Origin of the sequence: Nostoc sp. C052 (assembly GCF_013393905.1) — a bacterium.
GTDB lineage: Bacteria > Cyanobacteriota > Cyanobacteriia > Cyanobacteriales > Nostocaceae > Nostoc.
On the sequence record NZ_CP040273.1, the window covers coordinates 1 to 14823 of the forward strand.

Consider the following 14823-nt stretch of genomic DNA (forward strand, 5'->3'; position numbering starts at 1 on the left):
ATGAACCATACCCCTAAGAAAACGGGGGAAAGGTTAAAGGGAAAAGGGAAAAGGGATGGGGAAGAGTTAACAAATTCTTCCTCCCCTTCCCCTTTGCCCCTTCCCCTTGACCCAGGCGCAGCCTCTTCAACTGAATACCCAAACAACCTCACGGCAGCGGAATACCATGAGTTGTTAGCTGGTAGCGCCATTCATCCGGCGTTGATTAAGCGCAACTTCTTTCACGTTGAGGGAGAATCAGTTTATGATTTCCTGTTCATATCTGATAAAATCCCACGTAAGAATGCAGGGCGAGTCACCGATGGATACTTAAAGCTGTATCAGCATTTGCTGTTGGGTGGGACGTGGATTCAATCACTTGACCCATTCAAGAACTGGCAACCAATGGAGTGGGGAAGGATCAAGCCCAACTTTCCTCGTATTGATTGGCAAAAAGGGAAACCCGTCAAATACGAGTCGCCCCCCAAAACCCCCAACCGCGTTACCTACTTTGATGTCGCTAACCCCATCCAGGACTTAGTTGCAAAGCGTTATTTAATTAAGCGCTATCATTCACTTTTAGCATTGCGCTTACTGGATCAACTTAATCCACTAATATTTTGGGAGTGGGTGAAACAGCATCCAGAAATTCCGATTATCTTATGTGAGGGTGAGAAGAAAGCCGCTTGCTTGCTTAGTTTAGGGTTTGTAGCGATCGCACTTCCGGGAATTTGGAATGGTCGCGTGGGCAAACAGGATTTTGATGAACGGTTGCATCCTGACTTAGTACCAATGGCTCAGGCGGGACGCAAGTTCATTATTTTATTCGACTACGAAACTTCTTCTAAAACCAGGTGGTCGGTGTTTCAAGCCACTGTTCGGACTGCAAAAGCAATCGAATCGGCTGGTTCTGAATGTGAAGTTGCATTACTGCCGGGGCCAGAAAAAGGCGTTGATGATTTTGTTGTGGCGCGGGGCGAAGATGCTAACGCTTTGCTGACCGCAATCATCGATGATGCTAAATCACTTGCTGATTACAAGCGCTCGTATCGGGCTAAAAAATGGGGGTTAAGCAAGTACCAGCCGGATGTCACTGTTAATGTCAAGTATCTCTCTGAGGCTTTGTGTATTCCTGAACTTGAAGAAAAATGCTTGAGAGTGCCTGAGCTTTATGAGCTTGAAAAGGAACAACTTTTCACGCCATCTATAAAAGGACATCAAAGAAAGAAGAAGTCTACGGATTCTGGCGAAGTTGATTCATCCAAATCGAAGAAATCCCCTACCTTTAATTTCCCAAAATCAGGACTAGTCGTACTCTGGAGCGACATGGGTACAGGCAAAACTGAACTCATGCGCTGGTGGCGTGACCAAAACCCCGACGCGCGGTTCCTCAACAATGGGCATCGGGTTAACTTGCTGAAAAATCTTGCCGAACGCTTGCGGACGGCGATGTATTCAGACTTGGGTTACACAGGTTTAGCCCAGGCCCAAGCCCTTAGTATTACTATTGACAGCTTGCATAAGCTGAATACTCAGTCTCTCACCTACGGCTGCATATTTATAGATGAAGCCTGCCAATACCTTACCCACTTACTACATAGTAATACTTGCAAACAACATCGCGCCGCCATTTTGGAGGTACTGGAATATATAGTATACAATGCGCCACTGGTCGTCATCGCTGATGCACACATGGATGATTTAACGGTAAACTTCTTTCTTGCAATGCGACCAAAAGGTGAAGTCCCGTACATCATTAAAAACGAGTGGCGAAACGGTTCACGCACAATTTATTGGTACGAGGGGGATAATTCTAGCGCCATAGTCGCCCAAATCTCGGCAGCGTTGATGCTTGGAGAAAAAGTTATGGTTGCCAGCGACAGTAAGCGTTTCATCAAAAAACTCGACAAATCCTTTACTATCAAGTACGAAGAATCTAACTCCGAAAAATCACATACACAAAAAAAATGTCGTATCTGGTCGGTTCACTCTGACAATTCTGGCAGTGATGAGAATGTCGCTTTCATTAAAGATATCACCAACGCCGTCAAAAACTTTGATGCCTTGTTCACCTCTCCCAGTCTCGGTACTGGTGTTGATATTTCTGAGTATCATTTTGACCTAGTATTTGGTGTCTTTCACGGCGTTTCCCAAACTGCTACTGAATGCGCCCAGCAGTTGTACCGCTATCGCCCGAAAGTCCCGTTTCATATTTGGGTGGCCCCGCGTCCTCCCTTTGGTTACAAGGATACTAACGCATCCAAGATTAAAGAGCGCTTGCTCCAAACCAATGAAATGACCGCTTTTCTGTTGCGAATTGACAGAGAAACGGGTAAGCGGGGAGCGGAGAAAGATTGGGCGCTTGAGGCTTACTGCCAAATTATGGCTAACCGCCACTATTCTCTGAATAATTTGCGCGATGACTTGCGATCGCTTCTCACAGAAATGGGCAATACATTTATATATGTGGGCAGTGATTCAGATCCTCAATCTCTTGAAAGTCTTAAAGCAGCAGCACAAGCTTTGGATCGTGCCCACAATTCGGCTGTTGCCAAGGCCAAGAATATTACTTTGAGCGAGTACCGTGCCCGTCAGAGCAAAGATTACCTTGACCCTAGCGAAATTTTTGAATGCGAAAAATTCCGCATTTCTGATTCTTACGGCATCGAAGTAACCGAATCACTCGTAGAAATGGATAAAGGTGGTCGCTTAATTAGAGCGATCGCCGGACTTGAGGCCATTTTAGCCCCACCCGAAGAATCGTTTACTGACCCCAAAACCGGGCAAAATTATCCTACACCACCAACAATTGTCACCCAAAAAGACCGCAATGAGCGGGACAATTTACCTTTGTGCATCGACTGGGGCAATTACTCGGCACGCTGGCTGGCTAGATTTAACCTGGGACTGCATCAAATTCTCACTTCTTTAGTTGCAGGTGAGGAAGTTACTGCCGACGATTCCACCTTACTCAAGATGAGGGAGATCGCTATACATTGTGCTGCTCACGTCAAAGCAATTCTTGGGTTTACTATTCCCAGTGACTGTAAGCCTATTTGGTTGCTAGGAACTCTTATAGAACAGCTGGGGCTAAAGTTGACCTTCCGTAAACAGGGTAAACGGGGGCAACAGGTGAAACTTTTCTCTTTATCTAAAGAGGAATTAGAATTTGCAATGCATGTAATTGCTCATCGTGAAACGAAGCGTAATCAAAAAGAAAATCGAACCTATTATGCGACCCAAACCCCTGCTGCGTATAGTGTAAACCCCAATCAGCAGCCCGTATCCACCCCCCCCCCTAATGCTATAGGGAACTCCCATTGCCAGGGGGAGGATACTACCGAATTTGAGTCGCCTCCGACCGATCGCACTACCTTACTCCACTGCGTAGAAATACTTCGCTCTGGTATTTCTCGTGGAGTTGAGGCAATTAAAGGCATTCTCAAGCGATGGCAGAGTCATTTGCGTTGGGAGACGGTGCTGGAACTTGAAGCGATCGCGGCAAATGAACTGCGACTTGTGGAATCTCTTGTCCCGGAATTTTATGAATGGCTCTTGGAAGAAGTGTTGCCTATGGAGGGGGCTGGCTAGGGAAAAACCCCTTTGGCATTTGAAAGCAGTTTTTCTGCTTAGTTTCCAGTAGCAATCGATGCCACTGGTTCTTATTTGTGCTGCATTCTCACTGGTTAAAATCTTAGAGTTTGTGTAAATGTCAAAGATCCATCAAGTTCAAAGCGCTACTGTCATTAGGTCTAGCTTTGAGATAGCGATCGGTGATGGCTAAATTGGCATGACCCAAAGTTTCTTTCACCAATACAGGATTAGTCCCGCGCTCAATAGCGTGAGAACCGTGGGCATGACGTAACCAGTGAGCAGAAACCAGTTCGCTTAATCCAGCTTCTTGTGCAATTGCTTTGACAATCGGGTGCAAGTTTTGACGGTCGAGATGTCCCCCTTTTTGACTTCGGAACACTGCGTCTGTAGATAAAGCTTGACCTTTGAACTCCATTAGTTCCGCCCACAGCTTCGGCTTAATGAGAATTGTGCGATTTTTGCTCCCCTTGGCTTTTCGCACGTACACTTGACCACTCTCACCACGGGGTGTCAAATCTCCCCAAGTCAGATCACAGATTTCACTTGCCCGTAAGCCTGCCTGATACAGGAGTTTGATAATTAACAAATTACGTAGGGCTGTGTACTGGCGCTTAGGAGTTTTAGCATCAGCTAAATGCTTAGAAGCTGCCCGTATCAACAATTTAATATCAGCTTCGTCTAAATAGCGTTCGTTGATTACATCTGGCAATTCACCCAGTTTTAGTGCCATACCTACATTAAAAGGGAGATATCCAATTTTATGAGCGAAACTAATCAAGCTTTTAGCACAAGCTATGTATATCCGCTTTGTGCTTTCGGCATTGCCCCCAAAAGAACTAGCGTATTCTACCAAGTCTTCATAAGTCACTTTTTTGAGCGGCTTGTCCAGAAAATCCAGAAATCGCCTAGTGTATCGCTGGTAAGCCCGAATAGAAGACGACGCTTTTCCCTCCAGCCACAGCGCAATCAACTTCGCCTCCGCCTGCGCTACTGGCAAGGAAGCGATCGCCTTTCTATGCGCTGTTATATGGACAAGAGAGAGCGTCATTTTTATTACTCCCTTAAAAATCAGACACAATCATAGTTTCGTCTGGTTTTATAGTGTCTGATTTTTATTGTCCTTTAAAATGGGCGTTTCAACTCACTCTCAAGCGAATGAAAATTTCTCGATTTTTGCGTATAGTACACCTCTAATACTGAGGAGCGTGACAAACACAATACTGTTATGCAATTGTTCAGCAGGGTATTTATTTTGAAAAGCCTAAAAGTAGGTGAAAAAAATAAACTAAAAATGACTTTATAGTTAATAAATGATATAAGAGGTCAAAGAGCGTCCTCCAAAGTTTATTTACGCCGCAGTGTACTGCTTTTTCAGCGCTATCACGCCATAAAACTATAGAGTCATTTTTAGTTTATTTTTTGAGAGTGGTTTGATTGCTTTGTGTTTAAGACACTTTTTTCTAGAACTGCAAACGGGAGCTAGAGAAGTAGTTTCTCAAGAATTGCCAAGGCACTTACCAGTAATGAAATGCCCCGCCGTCGCTTACCAGACACGGGGCGAAAGCACAGCTAGTAGTCTGCCAACCCCAAAATGCTAAGTGAGGACTGGGGAAAGGGAAAAGGGTAAGGGATTTAAAACCTTTACCCATTCCCCCTTCCCCTTTACCCCGCTTTCGTGACGAAAGCGACCTACTAGCTACCAGATTTCTCACTCTTGATTGAGAGCAACAACCGCAAGCCGGGTGAAATTGTTAAGTTGAACATTTCTAAATTGCAATCGTCGGGTGCAAAAAAGCGCTTTCCAACCGCTGCTGTAATCGTGTATATCGCAGTTGGCCGTCACTAGAACGCAAAGCCTTGGATATCGCTTTCTTGGAACCAACGACAATCGCTAACTGCTTGGCACAAGTTAATGCTGTGTACAACTGTTTACGAGACAACATCATATAAGGCTGCGTATAAATTGGCAGAATTACTACCGGATATTCTGAACCCTGGCTTTGATGAATGGTGAAGCTCCAGGCGAGGGCAATTTGATTTAAGTCTGCTCTGGTTCTAACGACAGTATGCTTACCATACTGTACAGTAACTTCCATCTCTTCAGGATCAATGGCCTTGATAATTCCGAAGTCGCCATTAAACAGTTCGTGATTATAATCATTAGTCAGTTGAATGATCCGATCGCCTTCTCGTAATAAATTCCCCCCCCTGGTAATCTCTACTTTGTCGGGACTGGGCGGATTAATCAACTGCTGCAATACGGTATTGAGGTTACGAGTCCCAAGCAAACCGCGCGAGGTGGGGCAAAGCACTTGCACATCAGTAGCTAGATTGTAACCCAGGCGGGGAATCAAGTCTGTAATGATTTCGGATATTGCTTTAACACCATGTTTGGGGTGATGACCGCCGCCGTGCCACAGACATTCAGACACGGGATTATCGGAAATCAGTTCAATTGTGGGAAACTGGCTTCGGTTAATTTGGTGAGCAGCGGTGATAATTGCGCTCTGTTGGGCTTGCCTAAATACCTTGGTCAACCGCACCACCGGAACGTGACCAGAATTAATCAAGTCAGCAAGGATTTGACCGGGCCCGACAGAGGGTAACTGGTCAATGTCACCCACTAGCAGTAGTTGGGAACCGTATTGTATCGCCTTTACCAAAGAAGATGCCAGAAACAAATCGAGCATACTAGCTTCTAGCGCGACAATTGCGGTATGGGGTAAAGGGTTTTGATTATCGCGTAAGAAGCCCATTGTCTTTGGGTCAAATTCCAACAAGCAGTGTATCGTCTTGGCTTCGAGTTGTGTGATTTGACTCAGGCGTTGAGCAGCGCGTCCAGTTGGCGCAGCTAAGGCGATAGATTTGCCCATTGCTTTCCACAGAGAGACTATGGTCTGGGTGGTGAAAGTTTTACCGCAACCGGGGCCACCAGTAAGAATCATTACCTTTGAATATGCAGCCATTTCTACCGCTAGCCGTTGCTGTGGTGAAAGTTTGATTTTATGACTCTTGGTGAAGCGCTCAATCCAGGCGCGAACAGGAGGCATATCTTGTGCAACTGGTTGGCAAAATCTAGATTGTATTAATTGAGCAAGGTTCTGTTCGGTGTGAAAGTAGGTTGGTAGATAACATAGCAGGGTTTGGTCTGAGCTTTTCTCGCGGATTAAGTCATCCTTGAGTGCCATGTCTTTGATAATATCAGCGAGGGCATCTTCTTCGGGTGTGTGATCTGCTGTAGTCAGCAGTTTGATCACATTCTCAATGAGTTTTGGCTGGGGTAAATAGCAATGCCCATCGGCAGCAGCTTCGTTCAAAACATGAATTAAACCAGCACGGTAACGGAACTGACTATCAGGCGCAACTCCTAAATAAAAGGCAATTTTATCAGCTCTCAGAAAACCAATACCGTAGATGTCAGCAGCTAACTGGTAGGGATTGCTGGTGAGAGTAGCGAGTGCTTCATCCTTGTACTGCCTGTAAATTTTGACTGTATAAGTAGTAGAAATGCCATGACTGTGGAGAAATAGCATTAAATAGATGTAAGAGATGTAAGAAAATAAAATAAAAATAAGTTGATAGCTAAATAAAGAGATTTTGAATTGAAGCAGGGACTTGATATTTGGGTTATGCCATCGGCGACGGCGACCCGGACGCGAACAATCCCACAAACTATCGAGTTTGCCCCAGTACCAGCGATGAATTGTGTCGCGTACAGTCTGTGGATGCCATTTTAAATATTGTGCGATCTTTAGCACTGTCCATCCTGCTGCTGATAAGCGTAGTACAGTGGCACGACTTTGAGTTCTTGGTGGTATACCTTTTGCTTGAGTGAGTGCTAGTAGGGCTTGATCTTCTATTGGTGACAGGTCAACTTTTAAAGGCGCTGGCATCTTGATCAGGGGTAAAAATATTTACGACTAAAAGAGATTATCCCAACTTGATGTGCCATTTTACTTTATCGAATTCTATTTACGAAGATGCTCCCTAATGGGCGAAGGAACTTTAGGTGATTGCGAGTTAGTTTATGATGTCGTAAATTACACAGTTAAAAATGCAAGTTTAACATGGAATGAAGTTCCTGTACTGTATCATGATACTTATCTAGGTAAAAAAATAAGTTGATGGTAGGTTCATTTAGCCTATTTACCTAGATGAGTATAATGCAGAAAGTTTTACTGCATAGCGGTGCCTACAGTAATTAGAATTGCGTAAACTAAAGTGTTTTAGATTACAAAGATACAGTTATACAGAGGGCATAAGGGAAGGCACAGACATCGTTTGGTATGGTGGTCTGCAAATTCCCGCTCCTTTTAACACCCTCGATCTTGGCTCATATAAAGGATTAGTTTTTGAGAATAATAATTAAGTTTTTGCCGACCAATGGTCGGCAAATTGCGATTTTCATAGAGCGATCAGCTACGCTCTTGCGGTTACGCCATCCCTTAGTATAAGCATGAAGTAATCAATGACTGCAAAACTTAAGTATAAAAAACTACAAGATTTTGCTAAATAACTGATGTGCGTGAGCAAAACTATTTACTGGCTGAATTAACTTAGAAACGGCGATCGCTGTTGACTGCGCTGCTCACATCAAAAATTTTGGGTTTCACTGTTCCTTCTGACCCCAAACCGATTTGGCTGTTGGGGTTGTTGTTAGACCAACTGGGGTTAAAGTTAACTTACCGCTTGCAGGGGACAAGGGGTCAACAAGTTAAATTGTTTTCTTTATCTAAGAAAGAATAAGACAATACTTGCGTTGGTTGGTTGTGGTGGAGATGGAGGAAGTTGCCGCGACTGAACTGCGATCTAAGGAAGCGACTGTGCCTGATGTTTACGATTGCGTCTTCTTCCATTCGTCTAATGTTAAGCAAGTTTCCCCAGTGGGTATTAATCCTGTGGTTGCTGACACACCAAAATTTTTCAGCGCATAATTTTCTACTTCTGCGTCCTTGAAGGCAAGTTCTACTACTGTTTGTTTTTCCTGCTTTGACAGAGCTTCAATCTTTACGTTTGCTGCGGTAGGAACAGGATTCGTTTTATCTCTGGTGAAATTTTTTACATTATAAAATTGCTCTTGTCCTGGTTTACCTGAGTTCAAGCATCCTTTAGACTTGACAAACAATCCTGTAGCCCAATAGCTATTAACAAAGTGTTGCTTATTAACAAACTGCACCCCATTAGCTGCCCAGACGTAAACGGGATCAACATATCCTTTAGTTTTGGGAATTTTAGTTTCGCTACATCTTACTCCATCCCGAAGACGACTTCTATAATCTCCGCATACCTTCCAAGTTATTCTATATAAGTTAGGTGTCTCTTCTACATATTGCCTTATTTGCTCCTGTACTTCCTTATCTTTTTGGCTTTGCTCATCAGTTGCCGCCGCATAAGCCGGTTTTAAGTCATTCTCTGCCTGAGCAACCAAGTCTCTTTCAGACTGGCAAGCTCCTAAGCATAGTGCTACACCTATTGAAACAAGTGCTGTAAATATTTTTCTTGTACTCATAAATACTCCAACAAATGATGCGTGAAAATTGTAAGAATTCAGCACCCAGAAGTCAGAAGCCAGAATTTAAAAGCAATGAGCGTATAACTCTTCTATTGATTGAAAAGAATTCACTCTTCTGCAACATTCTGGCTCCTGACTCCTGAATTCTGACTCCTGACTGAAAATTAATTCCCAATTTCCTTGCTTGACCAAATATCTACTTCTAACAAATGCTGAATTACAAGCTGCAAGTATTATACATATTTGTTCTATACATGCACTCAAGTTTTAACAGTTTTTAGTGATGATGCAAAACATGGTGAGGTATCGAAGGTAAAGTTAAACTCAAGTCGCAAGTGACTTTTTCGCAGTCGCAAGTAAGTTTTGTAACGGGGATTTAGAAAGAGCCACAAAACTTGCGGCTTGATAGAAGCCGGGGACTTAAACTGAACCGTTTGAAAGTTCTTCACTTGCGACTTGCAACTTGCGACTTGCGACTTTGTTAAATTTATGGAGAGTAGGGATACTTAAACAAGTCGGAAGTCGGAAGTCGGAATGGGCTAACGCCCCGCTCCGCTAACGGAAGTACAGTTTTGTAACGGGGATTTTAATTAGGCTCTTAACTTAAACCCCCAAACTTTATTAAAGCTAATTTTGACGTTTTACATCATAAAAATAGTCAATAGTCAATCCCCCATATTTGGCACTTACTGAAGATGTTGCACAAAGATTTATACTAATTAATGATTAAGTGATGTGAGTATATCAAGCACAAAGACTGATAATACAAGAAAGAGATTTTTATCTACGTAGATGATTGCTGTTAGAAATGTTTATACAGTACTACAGTTCTGTTTTTTTCCGTACCAGGGTACGTGGATTTTGGGGTTGACTTATTTAAGAATGTGCCTATCCCTCAAGACATCGTTCAGGAGAACGAAAGCAGATGCGTACTGACTACGGATACCCAGATTTTGCTGCTTCAGCAACAGGAACACTTTTACCTGAGGAGAAGAATGACAGGGCAAAAAAAGGCACACTCACACTGATGGGTGTGACTGGTGTGTTGATGATAGCAGAGATGTCCGTCCACAATATATTGATGGGTGGATTTATGATTGCGTCTGCCATCGTGATTGCCTTGCCGAAACAGTCACAAGCATTATTTACTAACTTCGATAAACTACAAAGTAAGTATGGAATTAATCTCTATGCAGTGTTATTTGCGCTGTTAGCAGTAATTTGCCTAATTGATTTTGCGGCGGCTCCAGCTAATGCTCAGTTCTTCAATAATGCTCAAACTTGGATGACCACCACTTTTGGTAATGCCGGCAATGGACAAACAGCAGCAGTTATCGCGCTTTTTTTCAATGTATTAAGAGCTTTATTCCTATTATATGTTGGGATCAGTCTAGTTCGGATTATTCAATCTGCCCGGAATGATGAAGACTGGCAGACGCTAGCAAGAACTCCATTAATTATAGTTATGGCAGTTTTTGTTGGAGATTTAATTACTGGTTTGATTGTTCAGGTTTAGTAAGAAAGCTTTTTAAGTTATCAGTTATTGATAAATACGTATTTGAATTAATAGCTGATAACTTTTATGTAGAAAGGCAGAGGGCAGAAGGCAGGAGGCAGAAGGAATAGTGTTTTCTGCCCCCTGCCCGTGACCAAACCGAACTTGGTTTAAGACCCCCACCAAATTTTCTTGTTTTGTGGCCCCAATTAAGTACGGTGTTGAATCCCCTACAAAACATTGAAGCTTCTGCCCTCTGCCTCCTGCCTTCTGCCTTCTTCAATAAATCAATAAGTATGTCAACGAAACATGATTTTCGGACAGTAAATCGGATTTTAGGAGAAAGACCAAGGCTAGGTCCATTCCCTGCTGACCAAATATTTGCCTGGACATTAATAGCAGTAGTCAATATATTTATCTTTAATTATCTACTGAAAACAAGTTGGCTAGGTACAGGATTAAGTATTGCTTGGGGATGGGCAACATGGTGGACAATTTCTACAAATAAAGACTTTTTCGGTAAGTTCGTCAGCGTTCCTCGGATTAGTAGGGGATATATGAAATTTCAATCAATACAACAGAATTCGGAGGTCGGAAGTCGGAAGTCGTCAGAAAAATAAGTTCTAAGTTCTAAGCTCTAGTTAAATTTCAGTGATTGGTAAAGTTATGCCAAATTCTTCTAAGAAAGTTAAAGATAAATTAGGTAAAGTAGCATTAGAAAAGGAGCAGATTAGTGTTGTGAAAATGCTCACTCCCTTTGAAGATATTATCCATTTAGCGGGTATTTGCGACCTCAACTTAGGAGGTAGGCAGGGCGTAGGCGCATTAATTCTTAAAAAAGGTGAAAATATTCAAATTAAATTCTGCTTTGATTGTTTAGGGATTCATCCGAATTTAGAATCATCGCAAATGCTGCCGATCTTTGAGGGGATAGAAGCGGGGCTAAAAGAAATTCCCGAAGGGGAAAACTTAACAATACATTTAGGTTCTTTTACGTCTGATTATCACCGACAAGAAGAACTGTCCAAGCTAGAGAGTAATTGTCAGATTGACCAATTAAAATTGTTAATACGTAGTGAAAGATTAAGGACTAAAAAACTAACGGAAAGTGGAGCGAGGAAGAATAAGTTTTTGAGACTATGGTGTACTTACACTGTTATTGATGACGATGAACGGTCTAAGGATTTTATAGAATCTCTGATTAGAAAATTAGAAAAGGGCTGGTTTCGCTTTACAGGTGAAATTCACGCCCATAACAATACTAGAATTGAAAATATTCTGCAAAATTCATTTAACGATGGATTTTTACAGTGGTCAGCTATCCTGGGCAACAAGATGAAGTTGGGGATTAGGGTTTTAAATGCTGAAGAAATTTGGTCAACAATTTGGCAACAGCTTAATTGCTCTACTCCTCCGGCAATCCCTAATCCATTAAAAATTGACCCAATAGATGGAATAGTAGAAACTCAGACGAGCGATTTTCACATCCGCCACCAGATGTTAGAGAATGAGGAGTCTGTACCATTTTTCGATAGAAAATGGGTAAAACTACAAAATAAATATATTGGGGCGCTCAACTTCAGCCAAAAGCCAGGGGGGTGGTATGACGAGCAAGCTCAATTGCGATATCTGTGGGAGTTAATTTCTAGAGATAGTATTTATGATACCGAGGTTATTTGTCAGGTAACAAAGGCAAATCAAACTATCTCTAAAACAAATCTTCAACGCATTACCAAGCAATCAATTACCAGCACTTCTTTATCTACAGAGAAAGGAAATATTGATGTCAAATCAGGCATGAATATTGAAGAAGCGGTAGAGGCGCAGAAGACAATATATAAAGGTAGTGTAGTAGTGCATACCGCAGTTGCTTTTCTCGTCCACCGCCCAACCCCACGGGAATTAGACGAAGCTTGCCGATATCTTGCCAGCTATTTCTTGCGTCCGGCGGTAGTTGACCGGGAGATTGAATACGCCTGGAAGACATGGTTGCAGTGTTGCCCATTTGTTTGGGAGCCGTTGTTAACCAAGCCTTTTAACCGCCGACTGCCATATTTTAGTTCGGAAGCACCAGGGCTGATGCCATTGATCAGGACTGCTACAGGCGATCGCAGTGGGTTTGAGTTAATCGCAGAAGAAGGGGGCACACCAGTACATTTAGACTTGTACCAAAACCACAAGAATTTGGCAGTCTTCGGCGCAACTCGTTCAGGTAAATCAGTGCTGGTGGCAGGTATTCTTACCCCGGCACTTGCACAAGATATTCCGGTAGTGGCACTAGACTATCCCAAACCAGATGGTACTTCTACATTCACCGACTACACAAATCTGCTGGGTGAAGATGGGGCATACTTTGACATCTCCAAAGAATCAAACAATCTTTTTGAACTTCCTGATTTGCGCTCTCTGGATGCAGAACTGAGAAATGAGCGATTGAACGATTTTAAGGAGTTTTTGAAATCAGTGCTGATGACAATGGTGATGGGGACGAGCATGATTGGTGTCAGTCCAACGATTACCACCAATATTGAGTCAATCATTGCTTTAGCTTTAAAAACATTTTTTAATGATGATGAAATTAAATCACGCTACAAGTCAGCAATACAAAATGGATTTGGGACTCAATATTGGAACGAGACTCCGACACTCAAAGATTTTTATAATTTTTGTTCTCCAGCTTTCATACAATTAGATTCTATTGCTAGTAAGAGTCAAGAGATTTCCGAAGCCTTAGAGCAAATCAGGCTGAGAATAAATTATTGGTTGAGTACCAGGGTAGGACAATCAATCTCATGCCCATCCAGTTTTAGAACTAATGCCAAATTGTTAGTATTCGCTTTACGTAATTTATCGAGTGAAGCTGATGCTGCCATACTCGCTCTTAGTGCATATTCTGCGGCATTACGTCGTGCATTATCATCAAAAGCTTCGATCTTCTTCCTTGATGAAGCACCAATCTTGTTTCAATTCGATGCGATAGCTTCGTTAATTGGGCGATTGTGTGCCAATGGTGCGAAGTCTGGTATCCGCGTTATTATTTCTGCCCAAGAACCAGAGACTATATATCAGAGCGCATCTGCACAGAAGATATTTGCCAATATCACTACACGTTTAGTAGGCAGGATTCAATCATCAGCTGTTGACCCGTTTATTGTTCGCTTTAAATATCCTATTGAAATCATCAGGGTCAATAGTACAGAAGCTTTTTATCCAAAAAAGTCGGGGATTTACTCTCAGTGGTTGCTTGATGATAACGGCAAGCTAACTTTCTGTCGCTATTATCCTGCCTACTGTTTATTAGCCTCAGTTGCTAATAATCCAAACGAGCAAGAATTACGCACTTTATTTCTCAAATACTATCAAGATAATCCTCTGCTTGGATTAGTCAAATTTAGTGAGGATTATATCAGAATGATTCGGGGGGAAGAGTTATCAGAATTAGCGAAGAATTTACTTTCAAAATCACATACAAGACAGGTAGCTTAAATGAATTTGCGGACAATTGGGGTAATACTTTCTGCTACAGTTGGCAGTTTATTGATAGCAGCACCTAGCTATGGCATCAGCATCAACGATTTTTTTAGTTCTATCGTATCGGATCTTCAAGGAGAAGTTTCGGAAATTCAAGCATGGGCATCGGATGAGATTAACAGTGCTTGGGGTGACATCAAAGAAAATGCTAATGCGGCAATTGATAGTTCTATTGGACAATTGGGTGCGCCTGACCCAATTGCTTCGGCTGAACAATTGAAGGATTCACTTAAAGATGATTATTCTTATCCTGTCGCCCAAGAAAAAGCACAGAAGCTAGAGCGTGAATTGACGCTTGGCTCGATTGCCAGCGTGATTGGAAAAAAAGGACAGCAGCAAACTCAAGAAAAAATTGATACTACTGCACAAATCGCTAAACTTGCAAAAGGTATTGCTGATGAGGCGCAGAATATGGACGCTTCTCAGAATGTTCTCAAAGCGATCGCGTCTCAGAACGGCTTAATTGTGTCAATGTTGGCACAGCAGCGTACTGATTCTTTATTAGCCCGACAGGACAATGCTTACTCTAACTTGATGCTAACGCAAGTAGCGGAGCATCTTGATTCCCAAAGGCAAAAGGAGAACTCCGAAGAAGATGGCAGATTGTCTTTAGTGCATGAAGTGGTACTTAATGCACGGCTAGATCCTACTTCTGCTGACTGATTAAAAGGGTATAGAAACACAGTAGAAGTTGATAAATTGGGGCGAACAA

General features: G+C 42.5%; 8 protein-coding genes. 5 read left to right on the forward strand and 3 right to left on the reverse strand.

Annotated features, from left to right (window positions below; all coding sequences use genetic code 11):
- Entirely contained in the window at positions 1-3570 is a 3570-nt protein-coding gene (locus FD723_RS32130; RefSeq protein WP_256875265.1) for a plasmid replication protein, CyRepA1 family, read from the forward strand.
- A 121-nt stretch (positions 3571-3691) separates the two neighbouring features.
- Here FD723_RS32130 and FD723_RS32135 read toward each other — a convergent pair whose 3' ends face one another.
- The 3 genes from FD723_RS32135 to FD723_RS32150 all read right to left on the reverse strand — a co-directional run bounded on the left by FD723_RS32135 (position 3692) and on the right by FD723_RS32150 (position 9127).
- Entirely contained in the window at positions 3692-4621 is a 930-nt protein-coding gene (locus FD723_RS32135; protein WP_179069363.1) for a tyrosine-type recombinase/integrase, read from the reverse strand.
- A 718-nt stretch (positions 4622-5339) separates the two neighbouring features.
- A complete protein-coding gene (locus FD723_RS32140; RefSeq protein ID WP_179069364.1) occupies positions 5340-7466 on the reverse strand; it encodes an AAA family ATPase in 2127 nt (708 codons plus the stop codon).
- Between the two features lie 941 nt (positions 7467-8407).
- Positions 8408-9127: a hypothetical protein gene (locus FD723_RS32150; RefSeq protein ID WP_256875266.1), complete on the reverse strand. Its 720-nt coding sequence runs from the start codon at positions 9125-9127 to the stop codon at positions 8408-8410.
- An 883-nt stretch (positions 9128-10010) separates the two neighbouring features.
- On the opposite strand from FD723_RS32150, the gene FD723_RS32155 reads away from it, so the two are divergent.
- From FD723_RS32155 to FD723_RS32170, 4 genes are all read left to right on the forward strand, one after another.
- Entirely contained in the window at positions 10011-10601 is a 591-nt protein-coding gene (locus tag FD723_RS32155; protein WP_179069367.1) for a hypothetical protein, read from the forward strand.
- A 275-nt stretch (positions 10602-10876) separates the two neighbouring features.
- Positions 10877-11200 carry a hypothetical protein gene (locus tag FD723_RS32160; RefSeq protein WP_179069368.1) on the forward strand — a complete coding sequence of 108 codons (324 nt, stop codon included), beginning with the start codon at positions 10877-10879 and terminating at the stop codon, positions 11198-11200.
- Between the two features lie 46 nt (positions 11201-11246).
- Complete coding sequence (locus tag FD723_RS32165) at positions 11247-14066, forward strand: hypothetical protein (protein WP_179069369.1); 2820 nt, start codon at positions 11247-11249, stop codon at positions 14064-14066.
- Entirely contained in the window at positions 14067-14774 is a 708-nt protein-coding gene (locus tag FD723_RS32170; protein ID WP_179069370.1) for a hypothetical protein, read from the forward strand. It abuts the gene before it with no gap.
- Positions 14775-14823: the final 49 nt, after the last annotated feature.